Source organism: Bradyrhizobium sp. 76 (assembly GCF_023073025.1).
GTDB lineage: Bacteria > Pseudomonadota > Alphaproteobacteria > Rhizobiales > Xanthobacteraceae > Bradyrhizobium.
Genome location: NZ_JADPIS010000149.1, coordinates 364,040 through 388,372 on the forward strand (window position 1 = coordinate 364,040; position 24,333 = coordinate 388,372).

Genomic DNA, 24,333 nt, shown 5'->3' on the forward strand with positions numbered 1-24,333 from the left:
CCAATCCTTACGGCCCGTCACCATAGCGACTGCTGTGACGCAAATTGTGAAAGCAAAAATCCTCGATATCGATCGCGTTGCAAGATCTGCGGAAGGCGGCCCCGACGGACTTCGAGTGGTAAGGAAATACGCGCCCCAGACCGCGCGTCAGAATGCGTTGCTCCAGCATGATCTGCCACGCATCATAGCCTGTCGAATTTAGGAGAGGGACGATTTGATGGTTTCCGTCCTTGCACCTGGGATCGTTGCGGTCGCGAATGGTGACAGTTCGCTTCGTCATATCGACATCGGACCATTCGATCCGGCAGATCTCGGCTTGGCGCATGGCCTGCGCAAGATCGTCGAGGTGCAGCGCGATCAAATCGGAAATATTCGAGGCTGCTCAAAAGGCCGGGAGCGTCGGATCGGGGTGCCGCGGTCGATTGAACGCTCGCGACATCCAGTACCCACTCTTCCGCATCACGCCGCCGGACGAAGGTGTTTGCGACGTACTCGTTCTTCCTCCTGACTTGAACGCGCCAGCTGCCGACCTGTGAGCTTCGTAAAGGTCGGCATTGCGTGTGCACTCCACCCCGATTTCGTGTGCGCGACGTGTGCACCGGGAGATCAAACGCGGTACAAACGTGTGCAATTTGGGCTAATTTGGAGTGCACACGTGTGCAAATGTTCCTGCTCCAGTCCGTTGGAAGGATAGGATAACTACTTGGAATATCAAGGCTATCGCTTTTCTGTGGCGCCCATGATGGACTGGACCGACCGGCATTGCCGGGTGTTCCACCGTCACCTGACGCGGCGGGCGCTGCTCTATACGGAGATGCTGACCACTGGTGCCATCATTCATGGTGACCGGGAGCGGTTGCTTGGGTTCGACCTGGTGGAGCACCCGGTCGCGCTTCAGCTCGGCGGGTCGGATCCGCGCGAGCTGGCGCTGGCGGCGCGGATCGGCGAGGAGTTCGGTTATGACGAGATCAACCTCAATGTCGGCTGTCCATCCGACCGCGTGAAGGACGGCCGTTTCGGCGCTTGCCTCATGGCAGAGCCCGATCTCGTGGCGAGGTGTGTCGAGGCGATGAAGGGTGCGGTTGCCGTGCCCGTCACCGTGAAGTGCCGCATCGGTATCGACGACCAGGATCCGGAAGTCGCGCTCGACAACCTTGCGCGCGCGGTCGTTGCCTCCGGCTGCGATGCGTTGATCGTGCATGCCCGGAAAGCATGGCTCAGCGGTTTGTCACCGAAGGAAAATCGCGACATCCCGCCGCTCGACTATGATCGCGTCTATCGCCTCAAGCGAGCGATGGCCGATATGCCTGTCATCATCAACGGCGGCATCCCCGGCATCGACGAGGCAAGAGCACATCTCGATCACGTTGACGGCGCGATGCTTGGACGAGCCGCCTATCAGGAGCCGTGGCGGCTGCTCTCGATCGATACCGACATTTTCGGCGAGGCGGCGCCGCATGCCTCGATGCAGGATGCGCTCGAAGCGATGATGCCCTACATCGAACGACAGCTCGCGCGCGGCACGCGGCTGCACTCCATGACGAGGCATTTCGTCGGCGCATTCCATGCCGTGCCCGGCGCGCGCGCCTTCCGCCGCCATCTTGCCGAGCAGGGGGTGAAGCCGGGCGCCGGCCTCGAGGTGCTGCGCGATGCGATTGCGCGTGTCGGTGCCCGCGCGCCGGCGGAGGCGGCAGCCTAGCCGAGGCACATGGCGAGCCGGATTGCAAAAGTCTAGTCGACTGCCAGGCGCGAGCGGCGTTGACTGGTCTGGAGCTCCGGATAACCGGTGAGCATCAGCTTGTCGGCGCGCACGCCCCAGCTCTCCAGGCGGTCCAGGAAGCTCATGCCGAGCAGGTTGGTCTTCATCTGCCCGCGCTGCACGACGAGGGCCGGCACCGATTTCTCGACGAGGTGACCGACGGAGAGGCGGTCGATCGTGAGGCGGGCCGCCTTGGTGTGACCGCCCGCGGTTTCGAGATCGACGTCGTATTCGAGCATCTCGAGCGGCAGCCCGATCGCTTTCGCGGTTTCCCAGGTAAGCACTACCGAAGTCGCGCCGGTGTCGATGACCATCGGTGCGGCCACGCCGTTGATCTTCGCGCGCAGCGCGAATTCGCCGCCCTGGCCGCGCGGGATCTGCACGGCGGGGGCGGGCGCTGCGGTCTGCGCGCGAAAGATATGCGAGACCTTGCTGCTCGCGCGCGCGATCTGGTCGGAATCGCCATAGGCGACGACGGCACCTGCCGTGCAGGCGAGCATGGTGAGAACGAGCAGGAATCGGATCATTGCGCACCTCCCGATGCGCTCAGGCCGGTCAGGTGCGTTCCGGCGATCCCGCGATGGGCGCAAGTCCAGCCTGATTCATGCGCGCCGGCAACAGCGCCATGACCGCGAGCCGTTCCGCGCTCTCCATGGCGTGCCAGCGCGCGATCTCCGGCAACGTGCGTCCGCAGCCGAAGCACAGCCTGGTCTTGGGATCGATCATGCAGACGGCCACGCACGGCGTTTCTTTGCTCATTCGGACATAGTGGCGGATGGTCGGGCATGTCTGCAAGCATCTCGTTACGAGCCCGTACCTGCGCTCATGATCGGCTTGCGACGGGGCCGGCGCTTCTCGTCCGCTACCGCGGAACTCTCGGGCTGGAGCGGCGGAGAATCATCCGACATCGGCGCCAGCGCGCTCATCACGCGCTCGGGCGGGAAGGTGACGATCACTTCGGTGCCGATGCGCAGCTTCGATTTCAGCGTGAACGTACCGCCATGCAGGTCGACCAGATTCTTGGCGATCGGCAGGCCGAGACCGGCGCCCTGTTCGGCCGACTTGATCGAGTTAGAGCCTTGGCCGAACGAGGCCAGCACGACCGGGATCTCGTCCTCGGGGATTCCGGAGCCGGTATCCTTCACCGAGAGATATTGTCCGCCTGAGGCCGTCCAGCCGGCCTTGAGCCAGATCTCGCCGCCCTGCGGAGTGAACTTGATCGAGTTGGAGAGCAGATTGAGCACGACCTGGCGGATCGCGCGCTCGTCGGCCCACAGTCGCGGCATCGCCTGCTCGAACACCTCGTGGATGGTGATACCACGGCTCGAGGCGCGCAGCTTCATCAGATGATGGCAGTCGGCGACAATGCCGACCAGCGAGACCGCTTCCTCGTTGAGCTCGTAGCGGCCGGCCTCGATCCGCGACAGATCGAGGATCTCGTTGATGAGGTTGAGCAGGTGGACGCCGGAATTATGGATGTCCGCCGAGTACTCCTTGTAGACCGGCACGGCATGCGCGCCGAAAATCTCGCTCTTCATCACCTCGGAAAAGCCGAGGATCGCATTGAGTGGCGTCCGCAATTCGTGGCTCATCTGAGCGAGAAAGCGCGACTTGGCGACGTTGGCGGATTCGGCGCGGTGGCGCGCCTCGTCCGAGATCGCCTTGGCCTGTTCGAGCTCACCGATCAGCGCGTCCTTCTCGGCGCGCGCCTCGAGCGTGGCGAAGGTCGAAGAGTGCAGGCGGTGGGCCAGCAGCACGAAATAGCCTTCGGCGGCGAGGGCGAGCGCGGCCAGGATGTAATTGTCCAGCGAGCCCGTCATCACGAAGCTCAGCGCCATCGCGACCGCGACCGGTGCAGTGGCGGCGAGGGCGGCGATCGGCAGATTGGCGGCCAGCATGCTCGATACTGCGATCACCAGCAGCATCAGGAACATCATCAGCGATTCCGTGATCATGTCGAGCACGGGATGGATTAGGATCGCCATCCAGCAAAGGCCATAGAGCAGGTCGAGCACGACGAAACGCGTCTGCCATGCGCGCGTTGCTGCGGGCGAGGCGGGTTCGGCCAGGAAGCGGTGGCAGCTGCGGATCATCGCAGCATGGATGCACAGCATGCCGGCGGTCCAGGCCGCCGCCGGGATCGGCTGCATCCACAGCCCAAACAACACGCCCGTCGCGACCACAAGCAGCATCACGACATAGGAGGCCGACAGCCGGGTCTGGGCGTAATGGCGCAGCATCTCTGCGTCGAAAGCCGGCCGGGTTCCACTGGTCGACGTTAACTTGTCGCGCGCCTCGCGCACCCGCTGTGCCGCAGCCCGGCGATGGCTCGCCGACGGCACGCTCACCGGCTCGGCCGGAAGCTGCACAACCTCGGGCTTTTCAGCGGGTTTACTCATCGCACAACAACAATTCCTGCCCGCGCGGGACGGGCCTTCTGCATTGTCTATCTCTGGCAAGAAATCCTTAAGAGGTGACTTAAGGAGCTAAAGAATTACGTTAACCCGGCGTTAATTTTGGATCCGACGTGAGCCGCTCAATGCAGCGCCGCGTGCTGCGCGATGTACACCACGGCTCCCGCCAGATAGCCGGCGAGCGCCGGGAGGGCGATGCGACGGGCGTACCAGAGGAACTCGATGCGCTCGAGCCCCATGGCGGCGACGCCCGCGGCCGAGCCGATGATCAGGATCGAACCGCCGGTGCCGGCGCAATAGGCGATGAACTCCCAGAGGAAGCTGTCGGGTGGATAATGCGCCAGGTCGTACATGCCCATGGTCGCGGCGACCAGCGGCACGTTGTCGATGACGGCGCTAAGCAGCCCGAGCACGATCACGATGATGTCCTGTCGGCCGATCGCGGTGTCCAGCCATTTGGCCAGCATGGAGAGCAAGCCGGCATGTTCGAGGCAGGCGACCGCGAGCAAGATGCCGAGGAAGAACACGATCGAGCCCATGTCGATCCGCGTCAGCGCATTCGCCAGCGTGAGCGGACCACGGACATGCTCATCCTTGTCGCGATGAACGATCTCGCCCACCAGCCACACGACGCCAAGCCCGAGCAGGACGCCCATGAAGGGCGGCAGGTGCGTGACCGTCTTGAAGGCAGGCACCGCGATCAGTACGCCGAGTCCGAGATAGAACATCACGTTGCGCTCGAACGGATCGACGCCCTGCAATCCGTCCTCTTTCGGCGGCGGTGCGATGGTCTTGCCCTTGAGCGAAAAGCTGATGAATGCGAGCGGCACCAGCAGGTTCAGCAGGGAGGGCAGGAACACCGCGCCCATGATTTTCAGGGGCGAAATTTGTCCGCCGATCCACAGCATGGTCGTGGTGACGTCGCCGATCACGGTCCATGCACCACCGGCATTTGCGGCGATGACGATGAGGGAGGCGAACAGCAGCCGGTCGTCGCGCTTGGCGATCAACCGCTGGATCAGCGAGACCATGACGATGGTGGTGGTCAGATTGTCGAGGATTGCGCTGAGGAAGAAGGTCACGAAGCCAATCAGCCATATCAGACGGACCTGGCTGGTCGTGCTGATGCGGGAGGTGATGACCTCGAATCCGTCATGGGCGTCGATCACTTCGACGATCGTCATCGCGCCAACCAGGAAGAACACGATCTGCGCGGTGGCGGCGACGGACTCATCAAGCTGACGGCCGACCAGCGTGTGGTCACCGGTCGCGAGCGCATAGATTGTCCAGAGCACGCCGGCGCCGAGTAGCGCAGACGCACTCTTGTTCACCCCGATCGGATGCTCAAGCGCGATCGCCGCATAGGCGAGGACGAAGATTGCGGCGAGTGCGATCAGCAAGGCAGGATCACTTCGTCAGAGGTCAGCGATTAAGGCGCGCGAGCAGGCTCGACGTATCCCAGCGCTTGCCGCCCATCTTCTCGACCTCCGCGTAGAACTGGTCGACCAGCGCGGTCACCGGCAAATTGGCGCCATTGCGGCGGGCTTCGGCCAGCGAGATCGAGAGATCCTTGCGCATCCATTCGACCGCGAAGCCGAAATCGTATTTGTCCTCGTTCATGGTCTTGTAGCGGTTCTCCATCTGCCAGGACTGCGCGGCCCCCTTGGAGATGGTTTCGATCACGGCGGCGACGTCGAGGCCACTCTTCTTGGCGAAGTGAACACCCTCGGAGAGGCCCTGGACGAGGCCGGCGATGCAGATCTGGTTGACCATTTTGGTCAGCTGGCCGGAGCCGGCCGGCCCCAGCAATTTGCACATCCGCGCATAGGCGCCTGTGATGATCGGCTCGGCACCCGCATAGGCGTCCTGCGCGCCGCCGCACATCACCGTCAGCACGCCGTTCTCGGCGCCGGCCTGCCCGCCGGACACGGGTGCGTCGATGAATTTGAAGCCGGCCTTGGTGGCGGCAGCATCGAGCTCACGCGCGACCTCGGCGGACGCCGTGGTGTGGTCGACGAAGGTCGCACCCTTCTTCATGCCGGCAAACGCGCCGTCGGCACCGATCGTGACTGCGCGCAGATCGTTGTCGTTGCCGACGCAGCACATCACGAAGTCCTGGTCCTCGGCTGCAGCCTTCGGGGTCGCGGCGGTCTTGCCGCCGAACTTGTCCGCCCACTCCTTCGCCTTGGCCGCGGTGCGGTTGTAGACGGTGACCTCATGGCCCCCTTTTTTCACGAGGTGTCCGGCCATGGGGAAGCCCATCACGCCGAGACCGAGGAAAGCGACTTTAGCCATCTGTGGTACCTTGTCCGTAGTTTGGGTTTTACGGTTCTTGCCGGGCGAGGGCCGCCCGGTTCCGCCATTGCGGCAGATCGGCCGCACCATAAACCCTTGAGGCCGGAGGGCAACGGGTTCGTTTGGCCCCCGCTTGTGCTAGGATGGCGGACCTAAGGACTTCAAAAAAAGGGAGCGAAGGCATGGGCGGCGTAAGCGTGGGCGTGCTCGATCATTTCAATATCCGGACCCGGAATCTGGCCGAGACCGTCCGCTTCTACGAGGACGTGCTGGGCCTGGAAAAGGGCGCCCGGCCGAATTTCGCCTTTCCCGGCGCCTGGATGTACAGCGAGGGTAAGCCGGTGGTGCACCTCGTCGATATTTCTCCGACTGCCGAGCCACAAAAGCCGGATTCCGGCGTTGTCCACCACGTCGCCTTCGCCAGCCGCGGGTTTGACGGCATGAAGCAGCGGCTGGCCTCAAAGGGGATGAAGTTCGACTCCCGCCAAGTGCCCGGCGGCGAACTCTGGCAGATCTTCGTCCATGACCCCAACGGGGTCATGATCGAGCTGAATTACGAGGCTGCCTTGGAGCAGGGCGCGGCGCCCGCCGAGATGGCTGACGATATCGGCAGGCAGTAGCCTTTTGGGCGTTTCCGCTCTAATGGGGCATCTTGAATTCTAGGAGATGCGCTTTGAGCGTGACGCAGCAACAGGTTCTCGACAGCCTCGCCAGGATCAAGTCGCCCCGCGGGGTCGCCCTCACCAATGCCAACGTGCTGAGCGCGATCAGCGCGGCCGATGGCAAGGTGTTCTTCTCGATCAATGTCGATGCCGCCGAGGCGCGCGCCTGGGAATCCGTCCGGGCCGAGGCCGAGGCCGCTGTGCGCGCCATTCCCGGCGTCACCACCGTCATGGTGGCGCTCACGGCGGAGCGGAAGGCGGGCGCGGCACCACCGCCGCCGCCAACGCCCAGTCGCGGCACGCCGGGCGTGCAGCCGGTCCACGCCCACAAGCCGCCGCCGCAGGGCGGCGCCCAATCGCCGATGGCGCGGCAGTCCGAGATTCCGGGCGTCGCGGCCGTCATCGCGGTCGCCTCGGGCAAGGGCGGCGTCGGCAAGTCCACCACCGCGCTCAATCTTGCGTTGGGCCTGCGCGATCTCGGCCTCAAGGTCGGGCTGCTCGATGCCGACATCTACGGCCCCTCGGTGCCGCGGCTGACGGGCCTGCATGAGAAGCCGGAGCTGGATGGCGAGCGCAAGATGATTCCGCTCAAGCGCTTTGGCCTGGCGATCATGTCGATCGGCTTCCTGGTTGAGGAAGAGACCGCGATGATCTGGCGCGGGCCGATGGTGATGTCGGCGGTGACGCAGATGCTGCGCGACGTCGCATGGGGCCAGCTCGACGTCCTCGTCGTCGACATGCCGCCAGGCACCGGTGATGCCCAGCTCACCCTGGCGCAGAACGTCCCCTTGAAGGGCGCCGTGATCGTCTCGACCCCGCAGGACCTGTCCCTGATCGACGCAAGACGGGGGCTTGCGATGTTCAAGAAGGTCAACGTGCCCGTGCTCGGCATCGTCGAAAACATGAGCTATTTCCAGTGCCCGCAATGCGGCACGAAATCCGACATTTTCGGCCATGGCGGCGCGCGCCACGAGGCCGAGAAGCTCGGGGTACCGTTCCTGGGCGAGATTCCCCTGCACATGGCGATTCGCGCCACCTCGGACGCCGGCACGCCCGTCGTGGACAGCGAGCCGGACGGTCCCCATGCGGCGATCTACCGCGCCATCGCGGGACAGGTGCGGGACCAGCTCAAGGGCGTCATCGCCGCGGCCTGAGCGGATCCAAGCAATCCCTTCAAACCAATACCCGGGGACATGCGACTTTCGTAGAGCCCTGTCATGCCAATGTCGCGTTTCGAAAGCGGGGCTTCCGTGTTAAAGGCCCACGGCAGTCAAGCCCCTTCGGTTCGACGCGGCCAAAGAACGCGTCGCCGGAATGAGCGGCAGCAAAGAGGAAGTTAGGGGAAACGCCCCAACAAGGAGAGACTGAAGATGAAGCGTCGTGATTTCCTGAAAGTGTCGGCAGCCGGTGCGGCGGCGACCGCAGCGGTGGCCTCGCCGGCGATCGCGCAGTCCTCGCCCGAGATCAAGTGGCGCCTGACGTCGAGCTTCCCGAAGTCGCTCGACACCATCTATGGCGGTGCCGAGCAGATGGCGAAGTATGTCGCCGAGATGACCGACAACAAGTTTCAGATCCAAGTCTTCCAGGCGGGTGAAATCGTCCCGGGCCTGCAGGCGCTGGATGCGACCCAGAAAGGCACCGTCGAGATGTGCCACACGGTGTCGTATTACTACGTCGGCAAAGACCCGACCTTCGCGATCTTCGCGTCGGTGCCTTTCGGCCTGAACGCACGCCAGCAGAATTCCTGGCTCTACCAGGGCGGCGGCAACGAGCTCGCCAACGAGTTCTTCAAGAAGTCGAACGTGATGGGCTTCCCCTGCGGCAACACCGGCACCCAGATGGGCGGCTGGTTCCGCAAGGAGATCAAGACCGTTGCCGACCTCTCGGGCCTCAAGATGCGCATCGGCGGCATTGCCGGCCAGGTGCTGCAGAAGGTCGGCGTGGTGCCGCAGCAGCTCGCCGGCGGCGACATCTATCCGTCGCTGGAGAAGGGCACCATCGACGCGGCCGAATGGGTCGGCCCCTACGATGACGAGAAGCTCGGCTTCGCCAAGGTCGCCAAGTACTACTACTACCCGGGCTTCTGGGAAGGCGGTCCGACCGTTCACGCCTTCGCCAACATCGACAAGTGGAACGAACTGCCGAAGAACTACCAGGCGATCCTCACCAACGCGACCGTCAACACCAACACTTGGATGGCCGCGCGTTACGACATGGTGAACCCCGGCGCCCTGAAGCGTCTGGTCGCCGGCGGAACGCAGCTTCGCCCGTTCACCAATGAGGTTCTGGAAGCCTGTCTCAAGGCGACCAACGAATTGTGGGGCGAGATCTCGGCCAAGAATCCCGACTTCAAGAAGTCGATCGACGCCATGCAGGCCTACCGCTCCGACGAATATCTGTGGTGGCAGGTCGCCGAATACACCTACGACAGCTTCATGATCCGCTCGCGCACCCGCGGCTGATCTTCGAGCAAGTCGCAAGACGACACGCCCGGTCTCGTTCGCGAGGCCGGGCTTTTTCTTTGGGACGACACCGCGGAGCGGCGTTGTCGCCGCGGTAGGGGCGGGGCGTCCAGCAAAAAATCTGAAAAACAACCCCATGCACAGTAGACGAGGGGCGAGAGGACAAGGCGCTGCGAGTGCAGCCAACAGCTTGATGCGATGGAGTTAATGGCAGGCAGGCCCGGGCATCGCGCGGTCGATGGCAACTTGGCATTTTGGGAGCCAAAAGCGGGGTGGGTCAGGCGTACGAAGCGACTGCTTCAGCGAGACCGTTTGACTCGTCGGGCAAAACAGTGGCAGAAAGGCATTATCGTATAATCCGAAATTGGCGCCTCGGTGGTCAGCCTGGGTGACGATGAGCTTCGATCCCGATGAGGTTCAAAGCGCGCTGCGCAAGGGCTGGTCGTTGGCAACCGCCAGACAATGGACGGCGAGCATCCGGCGGCAGGACAATGCAACGTCACTTCGCTATTGATTCACGAGCTCTTCGGCGGCGACTTGCTGAAGACGCCGCTTCCGGCCGGCGACCATTTTTACAATCGCATCAATCGCAGACGGGTGACAGGAGTGGGCGCGGGAAATCAGCTGAGCATCAATTCGCAAGGCGGTCTTTGCTCATGCGCAGGATGATCACCACACCCTCTTCCGACCAGTCAAAACTTATAGCCCCGCCAAGCTGGGCGGCCATACTTCGGTGCACCAACTGGCTTCCGAAGCCTTCGAGCTTTGTTGGAGCGACAACAGGGGGACCACCCCGCTCCGTCCACTTGACCAACACCTCGTCCTCGTGGGCGTTGCACGATACGTCCAAGGTGCCACTCGAAAGCGACAGCGCACCGTATTTCGCAGAGTTGGTTGCCAGTTCGTGCATCACCAAGGCGAGTGCTGTGCTGGAAGCCTCTCCCACGTTCATCTTGGGGACCGAGACGCGAATACGAACACTGGCTCCCTCCTCGTCGTACGGCGCAAGCAGAACGGAGATGAGGTCTCCAAGCAGCGTCCCCCCTCTGTTTTGTCCTGGTACCGGGCGAACGAGGTCCTGAGCACGTCCAAGAGCGATCAGGCGGCTGGTCAGCTCCTGGGCCATATCTTCTTTTGATGCTGCCGAGCGTGAGCTGATTTGAGTCAGCGCCGTTGCGACGGTGAGAAGGTTTTTCAGCCGGTGGCTCATCTCGCCCGCCAGTAGCTCGTTGGCTTCCTCAGCTTGCTTCCGTTGGGTGACATCCAGGAAAATACCGAACATAGTTCGATCCGCTATGTCGGCGTCGTCGCCTTGGCCCCGAGCGGAAATCCAACGAATATCGCTTCCGGTTAGAATACGAAAATCGATCTCGTAAGAGCCCACGACTGCGCGAGTAGCCGCAAATGCTGATCTGACCCTCTCAAGATCGGCCGGGTGGATACTCTTGGAGAGTATTTCGAACGTAATGTTCTGCTCGTCCTTGGACACCTCCCAGAGGTCGTACGCGGGTTCATCCATGGTGATGGCGTCGGTATCAACGTTCCAGGACCATAGAGCGACACCGGCCGCGCGAGTGGCAGCCCGAAGGTGCTTTTCGTGCCACAACGGCATCGTCACCTGGCTAGGAAACATCGCGCTTTGCTTTCCTGCTGATCCGACCAGATCGGCATCTCTGCCGACGGGCGATCGACAGATACCATACCCCGTAGAAAAGGTCTCGGTTCGACCGGGAGGGCAGGTTGAAGTGTGGTCCCGTGCCCGAGTTGGCTCAGAAGCGATCCTCAAACGAGCCATGAGGCTCGCCGACGGCCATAAGTGGCGCTGTTCGTCTGCGACTACGCATTGCTTCGCGAACCTTCATTCAGCAATTTGAGCTGGTGCCGATTGAACACATCTACGAACCGATGGGCATCGCCACGAACCGTTGGCGCTATGCCGGGTCATCACGTCCTTCGGGGCGCTCGGCATCTTATTCGGAAATTCCGTGCCGCCGCTTTCTCGCCAACAATCTGCCCGTCAGGCGCCGGTAGTCTCTCGGGGCTGTTGTACGCCCGGACCCTCTTTTCCATGGATCAACACGGCCTCGGCAGCAGCTTCGTCGATGGCTGCCATCACGTCAGCGGTTGCGGAATAATGAATCATGTGTCCCGCTCCGTCGATCCGGCGCAATTTGCTCTGCTTGACCTCGCCGTGCAGCCTGACCGACTGCTTGATATCGATCAGACGATCGTCCTGGCCTGCGATAATGATCGTCGGCATCTTGAGCTCTGCATAAGTCTTCGAACCTGAGAATGCGGCGGGGATCAACATCGTCGCTTCAGCCGCTGTGGCCCGCATCTGTGATGGGCGGAGCGCCATTTCTTTCGGAAAGCCCGCGAACTTGTTCGGGACCGGCCGGGGGCCAAACAGCTTGCGCAACATCGCGGGCCACATCATCCGACCGGCTAGCGGCGAAATCGTGGAGCTGATGACGTCCCCGACCACTGGTAGGGCGGACAGCACCGACGCGGCGCTGTCCGCGCGGGGAGTCGGGAAATAATAGCCCGAGGCCAGCACGAGAGCCTGCACGAACGAGGGATGTCTTGTCGCCAGCGCAACCGCAACCGACGCTCCCCACGAATGGCCAAGGACAATCGCTTGAGAGACCCCCAACTGATCGAGCGCCTTCTTGAACAGGTCCGCTTGGGCATCCGGGGTCCAGACGACGTGCCTCGGCCGCGAGCTATGCCCAAAACCGGGACGATCGAACACCATGACCCTGTAGTTCTCGGCCGCGAGATCGATCAATCCACTCGCGTCGAAATCCTGGACCATGCTGCCATTGCCGTGAAACAAGACCAGCGGCTTGCCCCTGCCGCGTTCCAAATAGTGCAGGCGGACCCCCTCGACGTCGATGAACCGCCCCTGCGGAGGATTATCGCGTTGCGCTTTGTTCGCGAGCCGCCGGTTTATGATTGCGGTAGCCGCGATGAGAGTACCTGCGGCAGCAAATGCGGTGGCGCCCGGATGTCGCGTGAGGGCGGCCAGGCAGTCGGACAGAAGCGAGGGGGAACGTGTTCGTCGTGCAACCCGCATGTGCATTACCTTCGGTGGTCTGCACGACGCCTCATGCAAGTGAGAAATGTTGCAGCCGAGGCAAACGGGGATGCGGGGTGTTTGGTTCCTCGATGAAAAGCAGACGTCCGAGCCGGCGCGAGGTTCCGGCGAACGGCCTCTGGCGTTGGTGCAGACTCGCGCGTGCAATACGGGGCGCGAGTAGCCGATAACGGCGCCCCCTCAGGCCGCGCCGGCCTCTTTGCCGAAAACCACGGTTTAGAACGCCGATCTATAGCTGTGGACCAGACAGTCTGACTTCTCGCTCAGCGCGTAGGACATTGCCATACAGGCTGCTGATCCATTGCCGTCCGCTCGAGGTTACATTCAAGCAGCGGATGGCAGCCTGGATTTGGGGTGCAACCTTGGTCCAGTAGAATTGAGGGTATTTGTACACCACATCCGCGGGCGTGGCGTATCCGAGCGATTTGTTGAGCCCGATCTCCTCAAATTCATAGAAGAGCGCATTTGACTTTTTCATGTAGTTCGGATCGCCGAGCTGACCAATCAGATCAGCGGCGCGGAGCAGCAAACCTTCCTCCTCGTCCAAGTCATCCTTGAGTTCGCTCGTTGGTTCGTCCGTATAGGGAAAACGGGTATACTCGATGGCCCTGGCAACGCGAGCGGCGTCGATCTGGTCGACGGCGTCGAGACGCTCCGCGGCGAACAATTTCGAGCGGTCCACGTGATAGGGTGCAAGCGCTGCATCGGAGGAGCCGATCGGCAACTCCACCGTTCGGCCGGTACCATCAACGACATAGGCTCCCTCTTGGTCTCCATGGATTATTCCCCGAACGTAGCCGATGTCGTGAATCAGACAGGCCAGGATGAAGTGAGCATAGTCGGTCGCCGTCGTCGGCCTCAGGAGGGAGCGGCCGATCAGAATGTCGTGCCCGACCAGCGTGACCAACAACGTGTGCTCGACATTGTGGTATAATGCATCGCTGTTGCCGATACATTCCAGGGCAAGCTTTGCCGCGTAGGGGAGCAATTCCGGTAAGTTGGCATGCGACGAGCCGAAGCGGCCTCTTGTCTCCGAGATCAGGAACGCACCGAGCGCCTGGGACGTCAGTTCTGGAATCGTTATCACCGGCAAGCTCCTCAGTTCGTCAGGGCACGGACCAATGCGATACCGACTTAGAAGTTGCTAGCGCGCGCGGCGACGCCGGGGCATCTGTCCATTAGCGCGCGGCGGCTTGCAGGACCGAGGCAACGGCCGGATCGGTCAAGGACGCACTTCGAAGATCATGTTGAACGGCGTCTCGGTGGCGCGGCGGAAGCGCTTGAAGCCCGCTTCAGTCGCCACTTGACGCAATCTGCTTTCACCGGCCTGTGCGCCGAGCCCCAAGCCCACTTCCTGAGACAGTGATGCCGGCGTACAAATGAATGTCGAGGCGTGATAGTAGACGCATCCGACCGGGTTGAGATTGTCCTTGAGATTGTCATGAGCAAACGGCTCGACGATCATCCAAGCCCCATCCTTGGCTAGCGTTTCCTTGACATGCTTGCCTGCACCCACGGGATCGCCCATGTCATGCAGGCAATCGAAGAACGCCACCAGATCATAGTCTTTGGCTGGAAAATCCTTGGCACTGGCCTGCGCGAACGTGATGCGGTCTCCAACGCCCGCTTCTTGTGCCAGGACCTTGGCGCGTTCAATCGAAGGCTTATGGTAATCGAACCCGAAGAACTCTGAATTGGGGTAGGCCTGCGCCATCACAATCGTAGAGGCGCCGTGGCCGCATCCGACGTCGGCTACCCTGGCGCCGGCTTTCAGTTTCGCTTCGACGCCTTCGAGCGTCGGAATCCAGTTCGAAGCCAGATTGGCGTTATAGCCCGGCCTGAAGAAGCGTTCGGTGCCGGAGAAAAGACACTTCGAATGCTCGTGCCAACCAACGCCTTTCCCGGTTCGAAACGCTTCGGCGACTTTGGGTTCGTCGAGATAGGTGGATTGCACGACATCGAATGCGCCTGCAAAGAAGGCTGGCGACCCCTCTTCGGCGAACGCCATGGCTTGCTCCGCCGAGAGTGAGAACGCATTTTTTTCCGGATGGTAGTCGATGTATCCGGAGGCGGCCTGTCCGGACAGCCATTCGCGCACGTAACGCTCATGCAGTCCGGTCTTCTTCGCAAGCTCGGACGGAGTGATCATGGCACCATCCGCCATCGCCTTGTAGAGTCCGAGGCGATCGCCGAGCAGTATGCTGGCGCCGCCAAGCGCGATGCCGAGGTCGCCGACCAGCTTTCCCACCAGCGCGTTCAGCTTTTCAAGGTCTGGTTCACGCATTGCAGCTTCCTCCTCTTTGAGAACAGCCTCATCGTTATCCAAAAAGCCTAGGGCGACCGGCGGATCGGAAGCATGAAAGGGTTCGCGTTCCGGCGAATAGCCGTGGGCCGCTTGATGTCAGAATGGGCCAGAAGCGGTAACGTTTGATCGAGCCGCGGATTCCTTGCCTGCAGCCCAGCAGCCGACATGCGCGGCCATATGGGCACCGGCCCGACTAGCTTACACCAACCTGACAAAGTTAAAAGCGAAACCGGGCTCGCTTGTGTTCTGGCCGAAATCGTGCGGATGGTGGAAGAGGTCGTAGATGCGGCGCGAGCCGTGCTTGCACCGGAACATCCCGCGGGAAAATGCGATGCGCCTTCTGATCGTCGAAGACAATGCCGAGCTGTCGCGGCTCGTTGCCGGCGGGCTGTCGGCGGCCGGCTATGAGAGCGACATCGTCGGCAGCGTCGCCGAAGCGCGCGAGGCGGTCAGCAGCGTCAGCTATGCCGCGATGATCCTGGACCTCGGACTGCCCGACGGCGATGGCCTGTCGGTGCTGCGCGAGCTGCGCCGGCAGATGGAGCCGTTGCCGGTGCTGGTGCTGACCGCGCGCGGCGGCTTGCAGGACCGCGTCAGCGGCCTGCGCAGCGGCGCCGACGACTATCTCGCAAAACCTTTCGCGATGGAGGAGCTGGTGGCGCGGCTGGAGGCGATCCTGCGCCGTCCGGGCCAGTTGCTCGGCCGCTCGCTGCGCCTCGCCAACCTTGTCTATGACACCGAAAGCCGCCAGATCTTCGTCGACGACCAGCCGCGCATCATCTCCGCGCGCGAGACCTCGGTGCTCGAGATCCTGCTGCGCCGGCAGGGGCGGGTGGTGCCGAAGAAGAACGTCGAGGACCACATCTTCGGCCTCGACGGCGAGGTCGCCTCCAACGCGGTCGAGGTCTACGTCTCGCGGCTGCGCAAGCAGCTCGCCGAGCACGGCGCCAAGGTCGTGATCCACACCATCCGTGGCGTCGGCTATCTCATGGCCGAGGAGAAATAGCGTGGCCCGGATCGGATCTCAGGCCGGATTCCGCGCCGGGATCCATGCGAGGTCGCCCACATTCAAATCGCTGATCTGGCGCATCGTGTTCCTGCACATCGTGGCGGTCGCGGTGGTCGCGATCTTCCTGCCGCTGGTGCTGTTCTGGCTGCTCAACTCCGAGATCGACCAGCTGCACCGCGACGCCATGCGCGCCCAGGCCGAGGTGTTGGCCGAGCGCATCGTCGTCCAGCCCGACGGGCTGCTGACGTTCAACCTGCCGGACAGTCTCAAGGGCCTATATTCGGAAGCCTATGGCCGCTACCAGTACGACATTCGCGATGCCGAGGGACATCTGCTGTTCTCGTCGCGTCGCAAGACCGGCACTGCCACGGTCGCGCCACCGCCGCTCTCCGAGACGATTTCCGGCGCTGGCGTCACCCGCACCATAGACGGCAAGGTGATACGCATTCGCGTCGCGGAGGACCTCGCGCACCGCGACGTCATCATCGACGACATCGTGTCGAACTTCTTCCGGCGGGTCGGGTGGATCACCATTCCGATCCTGCTGGTCCTGCTCGCCATCGACATCATCATCTTTCGCCGCGCTGTCGCGCCGCTGTGGAAGGCCTCCGAGGAGGCAAGCAATATCGGTCCGGCGCGCACCGACATCCGCCTGCCGACGGAGCAGATCCCGCGCGAGATCATGCCGCTCGTCACCGCCGTCAACCAGGCGCTCGACCGCCTCGAGGACGGCTTTCGGGTGCAACGGCAGTTCACCGCCGACGCCGCGCATCAATTGCGCACGCCGCTCGCGATCCTGCGTACGCGAATCGAGACGCTCGGCGACGGCGCTGCACGGCAGGCGCTGCATGCCGACATCGAGGGCATGAGCCGCATCGTCGCGCAGCTGCTGGAGATCGCCGAGCTCGACACGCTGGTGCTCGATCCCGGCGAGACCGCGGATTTGCGCGCGGTCTGCGCCGAGGTGGTCGGTTCGATCGCGCCGCTCGCGATCGCGCAGCACAAGGACATCGCGCTGAGGGGCACCGAGGCGCCGGTGCTGATCCACGGCAATTCCGTGATGCTCCAGCGCGCGATCTTCAATCTCGCCGAAAACGCCATCAAGTTCACGGCAAAGGACACGTCGGTCGATGTCGATGTAAGCGAGGATGGTGCGGTGCGCGTGCGCGATTGCGGACCGGGAATTGCGGAAGCCGAGCGCGAATTGATCTTCCTTCGCTTCTGGCGCGCCGACCGCCAGCGCAGCGACGGCGCCGGCCTCGGGCTCTCGATCGTGCGCGCCGTAGCGGATGATCACGCGGCGACGGTTGCGGTGGAGAATCTTCCGGGGGGCGGCGCGCAGTTCACGCTGCGGTTCAGGCTGGCGGAGAAGTCGGCGACGTTGATTTGAACGCGGTGCGGCACTGACGCGCCACCTTCTCCCGCATCCGCGCCTTCGCCAAGGCTTCGGCGGACATGAGGGGAGAAGGCGAAAGCGACGGCTATTTCAGCTTGCGGGTGGACAAATCCATGATCATGCGCGTGGTCAGATAAAGACGCGGCACGATGCTGTTGAGCTGCACATATTCGGCATCGTTGGAATGCGCGCCGAAGCCCGACAGACCCATGCCCTCCACGACGGCTGCGCTGGTCTTGAGTGCGGCAAACGCCGCGTCGGTGCCGCCGCCGGTCGCCTTCTCGTCGACCTTGAGGGGCAGTCCGAGCTCCCCATAGATCGTCTTGCCGTGGGCCGCGACGCGACGTGAGGCGTCGTTGGCCTCAAGCGGCGGACGGCGCACCTCGAATTTCAGCGCGACCTTGGAATCGGGCAGCAGGTGATTTTTGATCTTCTGCTGAAGTGTCTTCTCGAGGTCGTCGAAATCGGCGACCTTGAGTGCACGTGCGTCGGCCTGGGCCGTGGCCTCCGCCGGGATGACGTTGCGGTTGGTGCCGGCCTTGGAGACCGTCCAGTTCAGTTTCAGGCCCTGCTCTGGTTTGGACAGGTCCTTCATCTGCAGCAGCTGGTGCGAGAGTTCGTACAGCGCGTTGACGCCGCCCTCGGGCCGTGAGCCCGCATGCGAGGACTTGCCCTGCACCGTGAGATAGGCCGAGCCGATGCCGCTGGTGGCCAGCCGCAGCGTGCCGTCGGTGCCGCCGCCTTCAAACGAGAACACCACGTCCTGATCCGAGGCGAACCTGGTGATGGTGCTGCGCCAGCCCGGTGAGGAGATCTCCTCGTCGCCGTTGGTGAGCACCGTGAGCGTGCCGTAATCCCGGAAGCTCAGCTTCTGCAGCAACGCAACGGTGTGGAGAATGAGCGCGACGCCCTGCTTGTCGTCGGCAATGCCGAGGCCGTAGGCCTTGTCGCCGTCGATGCGGAACGGTTGATCCTTCAGCATGCCCTTCAGGTACACGGTGTCCATGTGGGCGATCAGCATGATCTTCTTGCTGCCTGTGCCCTTGAATACGGCGTGTACGGCCGGGCCGATCTTCTCGGGTGTGTCGTCGAGGCGATAGACGTCTGTGGGTTGCAGGATTTGCACCGTGCCGCCGAGCTGCTCGAGCTGGCCGGCAACGCGCTCGGCGATCTGGTTCAGGCCTTCGACATCCTTGCTGCCGGATTCGATGCTGACGAGATCGCGCAGCGTGTCGAGCAGCGGCTGCTGCTCCTTTTGCGCCAGCGCATGGACGTCGGCCATGACATTCGCGCCGGGCTCGGCATGGGCCGGCATTGCAGCACAGGCCAGCCAGAGCGACGCGATCAAGGGACCAACGAGCGATGGAGCAGGGTGCGATCGAGGCATGCGTGGCGGCCTTGGGTTGGGGGATGGCGCGGTATGCCCGTGTTTCCGGCGCTTGTCACGCGCCCGGCGCAGCCGTCATGCCGGGCCGAGGCGGACATGATGTCGAGAGGCAGGGCCGCTCGCCGCCTAAGCCTAAAGTCGTAGAATCGGAGGGTGCGGGAGCTAGCATTTTCGTCCCTCACATCGTGAGGGATGGAAATCGGACGACACATGTTCCATGCTGGCCTCCAAGCCTCGGCAAGAAGGCTCACCGTCACAATCCATCAGGGTAGGAAATCATGAAAAGACGAGATTTCATCAAGGTCACCGGGCTTGGTGCGGCGGGTGTCGCGACGCTCGCCGCTCCAGCGATCGCGCAGACGACGCCCGAGATCAAATGGCGCATGCCGACGAGCTGGCCGAAATCACTCGATACGCTCTATGGCGGTGCCGAGATGATGGCCAAGATGGTCGCGGAAGCGACCGACAACAAATTCCAGATTCAGACATTTGCCGGCGGCGAGATCGTGCCGGGCCTCCAGGTGCTCGATGCCGTGCAGAACGGCACCTGCGAAATCGGCCACACCGCGTCCTACTATTATTTTGGCAAGGACCCGACCTTCACCTTCGGATCGTCGGTGCCGTTCGGACCGAACATGCGCATCAACCAGGCCTGGTACACACTGGGCGGCGGCAGGGAGATCCTCAACGAGTTCTACAAGAAGTACAACGTCGTCTCGCTGCTTGCCGGCAACACCGGCTGTCAGATGGGTGGCTGGTTCCGCAAGGAGGTCAAGACGCCCCAGGACTTCAGCGGGTTGAAATTCCGCATCGGCGGCTTCGCCGGAAAAGTGATGGCCAAACTCGGCGCGGTGCCGCAGCAGATCGCCGGAGGCGACATTTATCCGGCGCTGGAGAAGGGCACCATCGACGCCGCGGAATGGGTCGGACCGTATGACGACGAGAAGCTCGGCTTCGTGAAAGTCGCGCCGCATTATTACTTCCCGGGCTGGTGGGAAGGCGGGCCCATGCTTCTGGCCTTTGTCAACCAGGACAAGTGGAATGCGCTGCCGAAGCACTATCAGAGCATCCTCGAGCAGGCAGGGCACTACGCCAACAACTGGATGATGGCGAAGTATGACCAGGCCAATCCGCCGGCGCTGCGGCGCCTGCTCGCGGCCGGCGCCAAGCTGCATCCGTTCTCGCCCGAGGTCATGCAGGCCTGCTTCAAGGCATCAAAGGAACTGCACACCGAAGTCTCGGCCACCAACCCGGACTTCAAGAAGGTCTACGAATCGCTGACCGCGTTCTCGAACAACGGATATCAGTGGTTCCAGGTCGCCGAAGTCGGCTATGACAACTTCATGGCGCGCAATTCGCAGAGCTGATCGCCGGGAGCGATCCGCCTAAACGAAAAAAACCCGGAGCGAAAGCTCCGGGTTTTCTTTTTTGCGGCGGGCCGGGCGCTATTGCTTCGGCTGGCCGAAGTCGAGCGGCGGCAGATCGATCTGGGGAATGTCGATCTTGATGCTGTTGGGATCGACTGTGGACTGCACGCCCTTGTAGTGCATCACCATCGACGGGAACGTGATCACCAGCAGCACCATGATGAGCTGGATGACGACGAACGGAACCGCGCCCCAATAGATCTGTCCTGTCGTGACCGGCTCCATGCGTTTGCCGGTGACGCGATCGGTATAACGTTCCTTTGGCGCGACCGAGCGCAAATAGAACAGCGCAAATCCGAACGGCGGGTGCATGAACGACGTCTGCATGTTGACGCCGAGAATGACGCCGAACCAGATCAGGTCGATACCGAGATGCTCCGCCGCGGGCCCGAGCAGCGGGATCACGATGAAGGCGAGCTCGAAGAAGTCGAGGAAGAACGCCAGCACGAACACGAACGCGTTGACGAAGATCAGGAAGCCAACCTGGCCGCCGGGTAGGGAGGTCAGCAGGTGCTCGACCCAGACGTGGCCACTGACGCCGTAGAAGGTGAGCGAGAATACGCGTGCCCCGACCAGGATGAAGACGACGAAGGCGGAGAGCTTTGCCGTCGATTCGACCGCCTGACGAACGAGGTCCCAGGTTAGCCGACGTTTCATGGCACCGAGAATGAGGGCGCCGGCTGCGCCCATCGCACCGCCTTCGGTGGGCGTCGCGACACCGATGAAGATCGTGCCCAGCACCAGGAAGATCAGGAACAGCGGCGGCACCATCACGAAGGTGGTCTGTTGCGCCATCTTCGAGAGGAAACGGAAGCCCGTGAGCTTGTCGATGGCCCAGTTCGCGATCGCGACGAAGAAGGCGAAGAGGATGCCGAAGAACATGCTGAGCACGACGAAGTCGGCGCCGTGAGTCTCCGAATTCCGCATCATGAACCAGCCAAACACGCAGCTCGCCAGGAACAGCACGCCCAGCGACCTCAGGCCGCGGTCACCGCTTTCCTCGCGGAAGCCGATGGCTTCCTTCGGCAGGCCCGGAGCGGCGTTCGGGAAAATCAAGGTCACGAGGAACGCGTACCCCGCGTAGAGGGCCGCGAGCACCAAGCCCGGAATAAACGCGCCCTCGTACATGTCGCCGACCGACTTGCCGAGCTGGTCGGCCATCACGATCAGAACGAGCGAGGGTGGGATGATCTGCGCCAGCGTGCCGGAGGCCGCGATGATGCCGGTCGCCACGCGGCGGTCATAGCCGTACCGCAGCATGATCGGCAGTGAGATCAGGCCCATCGAGATCACCGAAGCCGCCACGACGCCGGTCGTCGCCGCGAGCAGGGCACCGACGAACACCACCGCGTAGGCGAGGCCGCCGCGGATGGTGCCGAACAACTGACCGATGGTGTCGAGCAGATCCTCCGCCATGCCGGAGCGCTCGAGCACCAGTCCCATGAAGGTGAAGAAGGGAATGGCGAGCAGCGTGTCGTTGTTCATCACGCCGTAGACGCGCTCCGGCAGGGCCTGGAGAAAGTCCGGGTGGAATTGTCCGAGCTCGACGCCGATGATGGCGAAGAACAGGCCGACGGCGCCGAGCGAAAATGCCGCCGGATAGCCGAGCAGCAGCACGACGACGAGCGTCGCGAACATGATGGGCGCCAGATTGGCGATAATAAACGCGGTCATGACTTCCCCCTAAACCGTCGCCAACGGCTACTTCTTTTCGATCGCTTCGACGAGGTGCTCGACCTCGGCCTCCAGTGCGGACACCTGCGACTCGTGTGGGTCCGGGATCATGCCGCGCATGATCGCGATTCGCTTGATCAGCTCGGAGATGCCTTGAACGAGCAGGAGGGCGAAGCCGACCATGATCAGCGACTTGGCCGGCCATTGCGGCAGGCCGCCCGCATTGCCGGATTGCTCGTTGATCTGGAGTGAGCGCAGGAAGAACGGTACCCCGGTGACGATCATGACAACGGTCAGCGGTATTAGGAAGAAGATGTGCCCGATGATGTCGATGATGTTGCGAACCCGCTTCGGCATCATGCTGTTGAAGATGTCGATCCGGATGTGCTCGTTGTCGAGCAGCGTCCAGGACGCGCACAGCAGGAACACGATGCTGAAAAGCACCCATTGCAGCTCGAGCCACGAGTTGGAGGACGTGTCCAACGTCTTCCGAATGATCGCGTTCAGCGCCGAGATGATCACTGCGAGCAGGATCAGCCAAGCCAAACGCTTGCCGGTCCAACGTGTGAACGCGTCAATTCCATTGCTCAGCTTCAGGAGCGCTTGCAAGATTGGTCCTCCCCGATTTGCCCCGGCCGTCTTGACTGCGCCGAGTGGCGCGTTGGCTTGTCTCGCCGCGCAGGCATGAGGCAGCCGCACCAAACCAGCGAGTTTGCCGCCAGTCAATCGGAAGTTTGTTGATAGTTAAGGGGAATAAGCCGCGGCCGGCCAGCCGATGCTAGCCGCCGGTGACGCTCATGTGCCTGCTGACGCTGGGGCGGTCGTGGCGGCGGTCGATGATGAAGTCGTGGCCCTTGGGCTTGAGCCCAATGGCGCGGTCGATCGCATCCGCAAGCAGCGAATCGTCGTCCGATGCACGCAAAGGTTTGCGCAAATCGGAGGCATCCTCGTGGCCGAGGCAGGTGTGCAACGTTCCCGTGCAGGTGACGCGCACGCGATTGCAGGATTCGCAGAAATTATGAGTCATCGGGGTGATGAAGCCGAGCTTGCCGCCGGTCTCGGCGACGCTGACATAGCGCGCCGGCCCGCCGGTGCTCTCGGCCAGATCCGTCAGCGTGAACTGCTGGGCGAGGCGCGCGCGCACCAGCGACAGCGGCAGGTATTGGTCGATCCGTCCCGATCCGATCTCGCCCATCGGCATGACCTCGATCAGCGTCAGCCCCATGCTCTTGCCGTGGGCCCAGCGCATCAGGTCGGGAAGTTCGTCCTCGTTGAGGTTCTTCAGCGCAACGGCGTTGATCTTGACCGCGAGGCCCGCAGCGCGCGCCGCCTCGATGCCCTCCAGCACCTTGTCGATCTCGCCCCACCGGGTGATCTCGCGAAACTTCTGCGGGTCGAGCGTGTCGAGCGAGACGTTGATGCGGCGGACGCCGCAATCGGCGAGCTCGCTGGCGTATTTCGCAAGCTGGGTGCCGTTGGTGGTCAGCGTCAGCTCGCTCAGCGCGCCGCTCTTGAGATGCCGCGACAGCGAGCGCACCAGCGTCATCACGTTGCGGCGGACCAGCGGTTCGCCGCCGGTGAGCCGCAGCTTCTTCACGCCCTTGGCGATGAAGGCCGAGCAGAGCCGGTCGAGTTCCTCCAGCGTCAGCAGGTCCGCCTTGGGCAGGAACGTCATGTCTTCCGACATGCAGTAGAAGCAGCGCAGGTCGCAGCGGTCGGTGACGGAGACGCGCAAATACGAGATGGTCCGTCCGAACGGATCGGTCATCGCGCTCGACAGCGCGGCGCGGGGGCTCGCGGAAAGTCCGTTCATACCAAATGCCTTGTCACTTGCGGCAACGCGAGCAGTTTTGCTTCAGCGGCGTCCTGGAAGCAATCTAAGCATCGAACGCGTCAGAGACAATTGGGGGGATGACGGAGGTCAGCGATTGCCGGTGTTCGGATCGGGGAACGGCGAGCCCGCGGCCGGTGCGGCAGCAGCCGGGGCAGCGGCGGGCGCCACCGGTTTCGGCCTCTTCGGCCGGTGCGGCTTGCGGACCGGTTTCGGCGGAACGGCCGGCTGGAGCTCCGCGAAAATCGGGTTGGGGTCGGTGGTGACCGAGGCTGGGGTGGTGAAGTCGCCGGGATTCCTGATGACATTCACCGGCACGCTCACCGGCTGGTATTTCGGCAGCGCGAAAGCGACCGTGAAGGGGACCTCGGGGGCGGGAACCGAGACGGAGCAGGGGGTCTTGCAGCCTGCACCCAGTGAGGTCGTGGCGTCAGCGCCCGGGGGATTGGATTCGAGCCGGACCTGAACGGTCGGCGGGGCCGATTTGAACATGTCCCAGGAAGTCGAAGACATTGAGGAGCAGCCGGCAAGACTTGTTGCCCCGATGACGCTTACTCCAGCTAACGCAAACGAGATGACACGACGCATGACATCCACCTAGTGCGACGAACCGCC

The 24,333-nt window shown here is 62.8% G+C and carries 22 protein-coding genes and 1 pseudogene; 8 read left to right on the forward strand and 15 right to left on the reverse strand.

All coding sequences use genetic code 11. From position 1 onward, the window contains the following. Positions 1–7 precede the first annotated feature (7 nt). A complete protein-coding gene (locus IVB48_RS37170; RefSeq protein WP_247408070.1) occupies positions 8–361 on the reverse strand; it encodes a tyrosine-type recombinase/integrase in 354 nt (117 codons plus the stop codon). A gap of 342 nt (positions 362–703) precedes the next feature. Between IVB48_RS37170 and dusA the strand changes: the two genes are divergently transcribed. After that, positions 704–1,699 carry a tRNA dihydrouridine(20/20a) synthase DusA gene (gene dusA, locus IVB48_RS37175; protein ID WP_256468944.1) on the forward strand — a complete coding sequence of 332 codons (996 nt, stop codon included), beginning with the start codon at positions 704–706 and terminating at the stop codon, positions 1,697–1,699. 32 nt (positions 1,700–1,731) lie between these two features. On the opposite strand, the gene IVB48_RS37180 is transcribed toward dusA, so the two are convergent. The 5 genes from IVB48_RS37180 to IVB48_RS37200 all read right to left on the reverse strand — a co-directional run bounded on the left by IVB48_RS37180 (position 1,732) and on the right by IVB48_RS37200 (position 6,468). Beyond that, positions 1,732–2,286, reverse strand: a complete 555-nt coding sequence (locus tag IVB48_RS37180) for a TIGR02281 family clan AA aspartic protease (RefSeq protein ID WP_027569395.1) — start codon at positions 2,284–2,286, stop codon at positions 1,732–1,734. Between the two features lie 28 nt (positions 2,287–2,314). Further along, positions 2,315–2,518, reverse strand: a complete 204-nt coding sequence (locus IVB48_RS37185; RefSeq protein ID WP_027569396.1) for a DUF1289 domain-containing protein — start codon at positions 2,516–2,518, stop codon at positions 2,315–2,317. 44 nt (positions 2,519–2,562) lie between these two features. Continuing rightward, complete coding sequence (locus tag IVB48_RS37190; RefSeq protein WP_027569397.1) at positions 2,563–4,158, reverse strand: HAMP domain-containing sensor histidine kinase; 1,596 nt, start codon at positions 4,156–4,158, stop codon at positions 2,563–2,565. 137 nt (positions 4,159–4,295) lie between these two features. Then, positions 4,296–5,573, reverse strand: coding sequence for a sodium:proton antiporter NhaD (gene nhaD, locus IVB48_RS37195; RefSeq protein ID WP_247408072.1), 1,278 nt, complete (start codon positions 5,571–5,573; stop codon positions 4,296–4,298). A 22-nt stretch (positions 5,574–5,595) separates the two neighbouring features. Then, complete coding sequence (locus IVB48_RS37200) at positions 5,596–6,468, reverse strand: NAD(P)-dependent oxidoreductase (RefSeq protein ID WP_247408074.1); 873 nt, start codon at positions 6,466–6,468, stop codon at positions 5,596–5,598. A 182-nt stretch (positions 6,469–6,650) separates the two neighbouring features. Between IVB48_RS37200 and IVB48_RS37205 the strand changes: the two genes are divergently transcribed. From IVB48_RS37205 to IVB48_RS37220, 4 genes and pseudogenes are all read left to right on the forward strand, one after another. Next, a complete protein-coding gene (locus IVB48_RS37205; RefSeq protein ID WP_027517244.1) occupies positions 6,651–7,088 on the forward strand; it encodes a VOC family protein in 438 nt (145 codons plus the stop codon). Positions 7,089–7,141: 53 nt separating this feature from the next. Further along, on the forward strand, positions 7,142–8,284 hold the full coding sequence (locus IVB48_RS37210; RefSeq protein WP_247286722.1) for an Mrp/NBP35 family ATP-binding protein: 1,143 nt from the start codon (positions 7,142–7,144) through the stop codon (positions 8,282–8,284). A gap of 216 nt (positions 8,285–8,500) precedes the next feature. Continuing rightward, positions 8,501–9,592 (forward strand): TRAP transporter substrate-binding protein, encoded by a 1,092-nt coding sequence (locus tag IVB48_RS37215; RefSeq protein ID WP_007592593.1) that lies wholly within the window; start codon positions 8,501–8,503, stop codon positions 9,590–9,592. Between the two features lie 394 nt (positions 9,593–9,986). Beyond that, positions 9,987–10,177, forward strand: a pseudogene (locus IVB48_RS37220) (hypothetical protein); the annotation flags it as partial. A gap of 46 nt (positions 10,178–10,223) precedes the next feature. On the opposite strand, the gene IVB48_RS37225 reads toward IVB48_RS37220, so the two are convergent. The 4 genes from IVB48_RS37225 to IVB48_RS37240 all read right to left on the reverse strand — a co-directional run bounded on the left by IVB48_RS37225 (position 10,224) and on the right by IVB48_RS37240 (position 14,973). Then, positions 10,224–11,225, reverse strand: coding sequence for a sensor histidine kinase (locus IVB48_RS37225; RefSeq protein WP_027569400.1), 1,002 nt, complete (start codon positions 11,223–11,225; stop codon positions 10,224–10,226). Between the two features lie 384 nt (positions 11,226–11,609). Further along, the gene (locus IVB48_RS37230) at positions 11,610–12,668 is read right to left on the reverse strand and encodes an alpha/beta hydrolase (RefSeq protein WP_027569401.1); all 1,059 of its coding nucleotides are present in this window, start codon (positions 12,666–12,668) and stop codon (positions 11,610–11,612) included. A gap of 250 nt (positions 12,669–12,918) precedes the next feature. Beyond that, the gene (locus IVB48_RS37235) at positions 12,919–13,776 is read right to left on the reverse strand and encodes a metal-dependent phosphohydrolase (protein WP_247408076.1); all 858 of its coding nucleotides are present in this window, start codon (positions 13,774–13,776) and stop codon (positions 12,919–12,921) included. A 135-nt stretch (positions 13,777–13,911) separates the two neighbouring features. Continuing rightward, entirely contained in the window at positions 13,912–14,973 is a 1,062-nt protein-coding gene (locus tag IVB48_RS37240; protein WP_247408078.1) for a class I SAM-dependent methyltransferase, read from the reverse strand. Positions 14,974–15,325: 352 nt separating this feature from the next. Between IVB48_RS37240 and IVB48_RS37245 the strand changes: the two genes are divergently transcribed. Beyond that, a complete protein-coding gene (locus IVB48_RS37245; RefSeq protein WP_027569404.1) occupies positions 15,326–16,000 on the forward strand; it encodes a response regulator transcription factor in 675 nt (224 codons plus the stop codon). Position 16,001: 1 nt separating this feature from the next. Continuing rightward, positions 16,002–17,393: an ATP-binding protein gene (locus tag IVB48_RS37250; protein WP_247408080.1), complete on the forward strand. Its 1,392-nt coding sequence runs from the start codon at positions 16,002–16,004 to the stop codon at positions 17,391–17,393. A 91-nt stretch (positions 17,394–17,484) separates the two neighbouring features. Here the strand turns inward: IVB48_RS37250 and IVB48_RS37255 are convergent, their stop codons facing one another. Next, on the reverse strand, positions 17,485–18,786 hold the full coding sequence (locus tag IVB48_RS37255; protein ID WP_247408082.1) for a M20/M25/M40 family metallo-hydrolase: 1,302 nt from the start codon (positions 18,784–18,786) through the stop codon (positions 17,485–17,487). Between the two features lie 278 nt (positions 18,787–19,064). Between IVB48_RS37255 and IVB48_RS37260 the strand changes: the two genes are divergently transcribed. Continuing rightward, the gene (locus IVB48_RS37260; protein ID WP_027569406.1) at positions 19,065–20,153 is read left to right on the forward strand and encodes a TRAP transporter substrate-binding protein; all 1,089 of its coding nucleotides are present in this window, start codon (positions 19,065–19,067) and stop codon (positions 20,151–20,153) included. A 78-nt stretch (positions 20,154–20,231) separates the two neighbouring features. Here IVB48_RS37260 and IVB48_RS37265 read toward each other — a convergent pair whose 3' ends face one another. The 4 genes from IVB48_RS37265 to IVB48_RS37280 form a co-directional block, all read right to left on the reverse strand. Further along, on the reverse strand, positions 20,232–21,887 hold the full coding sequence (locus IVB48_RS37265) for a TRAP transporter large permease subunit (RefSeq protein ID WP_027569407.1): 1,656 nt from the start codon (positions 21,885–21,887) through the stop codon (positions 20,232–20,234). 27 nt (positions 21,888–21,914) lie between these two features. Further along, the gene (locus IVB48_RS37270; protein WP_247408083.1) at positions 21,915–22,496 is read right to left on the reverse strand and encodes a TRAP transporter small permease subunit; all 582 of its coding nucleotides are present in this window, start codon (positions 22,494–22,496) and stop codon (positions 21,915–21,917) included. 169 nt (positions 22,497–22,665) lie between these two features. Further along, complete coding sequence (gene moaA, locus IVB48_RS37275) at positions 22,666–23,700, reverse strand: GTP 3',8-cyclase MoaA (protein WP_247360364.1); 1,035 nt, start codon at positions 23,698–23,700, stop codon at positions 22,666–22,668. Positions 23,701–23,808: 108 nt separating this feature from the next. Continuing rightward, positions 23,809–24,306: a hypothetical protein gene (locus IVB48_RS37280; RefSeq protein ID WP_247408085.1), complete on the reverse strand. Its 498-nt coding sequence runs from the start codon at positions 24,304–24,306 to the stop codon at positions 23,809–23,811. Positions 24,307–24,333: the final 27 nt, after the last annotated feature.

Excerpts from the sequence above, each read along its gene's own strand:
- IVB48_RS37180 (WP_027569395.1), bottom strand. The coding sequence starts at position 2,286 with ATGATCCGATTCCTGCTCGTTCTCACCATGCTCGCCTGCACGGCAGGT.
- IVB48_RS37185 (WP_027569396.1), bottom strand. The coding sequence starts at position 2,518 with ATGAGCAAAGAAACGCCGTGCGTGGCCGTCTGCATGATCGATCCCAAG.
- IVB48_RS37190 (WP_027569397.1), bottom strand. The coding sequence starts at position 4,158 with ATGAGTAAACCCGCTGAAAAGCCCGAGGTTGTGCAGCTTCCGGCCGAG.
- IVB48_RS37200 (WP_247408074.1), bottom strand. The coding sequence starts at position 6,468 with ATGGCTAAAGTCGCTTTCCTCGGTCTCGGCGTGATGGGCTTCCCCATG.
- IVB48_RS37205 (WP_027517244.1), top strand. The coding sequence starts at position 6,651 with ATGGGCGGCGTAAGCGTGGGCGTGCTCGATCATTTCAATATCCGGACC.
- IVB48_RS37215 (WP_007592593.1), top strand. The coding sequence starts at position 8,501 with ATGAAGCGTCGTGATTTCCTGAAAGTGTCGGCAGCCGGTGCGGCGGCG.
- IVB48_RS37225 (WP_027569400.1), bottom strand. The coding sequence starts at position 11,225 with ATGTTTCCTAGCCAGGTGACGATGCCGTTGTGGCACGAAAAGCACCTT.
- IVB48_RS37230 (WP_027569401.1), bottom strand. The coding sequence starts at position 12,668 with ATGCGGGTTGCACGACGAACACGTTCCCCCTCGCTTCTGTCCGACTGC.
- IVB48_RS37240 (WP_247408078.1), bottom strand. The coding sequence starts at position 14,973 with ATGCGTGAACCAGACCTTGAAAAGCTGAACGCGCTGGTGGGAAAGCTG.
- IVB48_RS37245 (WP_027569404.1), top strand. The coding sequence starts at position 15,326 with ATGCGCCTTCTGATCGTCGAAGACAATGCCGAGCTGTCGCGGCTCGTT.
- IVB48_RS37255 (WP_247408082.1), bottom strand. The coding sequence starts at position 18,786 with ATGCCTCGATCGCACCCTGCTCCATCGCTCGTTGGTCCCTTGATCGCG.
- IVB48_RS37260 (WP_027569406.1), top strand. The coding sequence starts at position 19,065 with ATGAAAAGACGAGATTTCATCAAGGTCACCGGGCTTGGTGCGGCGGGT.
- IVB48_RS37265 (WP_027569407.1), bottom strand. The coding sequence starts at position 21,887 with ATGACCGCGTTTATTATCGCCAATCTGGCGCCCATCATGTTCGCGACG.
- moaA (WP_247360364.1), bottom strand. The coding sequence starts at position 23,700 with ATGAACGGACTTTCCGCGAGCCCCCGCGCCGCGCTGTCGAGCGCGATG.
- IVB48_RS37280 (WP_247408085.1), bottom strand. The coding sequence starts at position 24,306 with ATGCGTCGTGTCATCTCGTTTGCGTTAGCTGGAGTAAGCGTCATCGGG.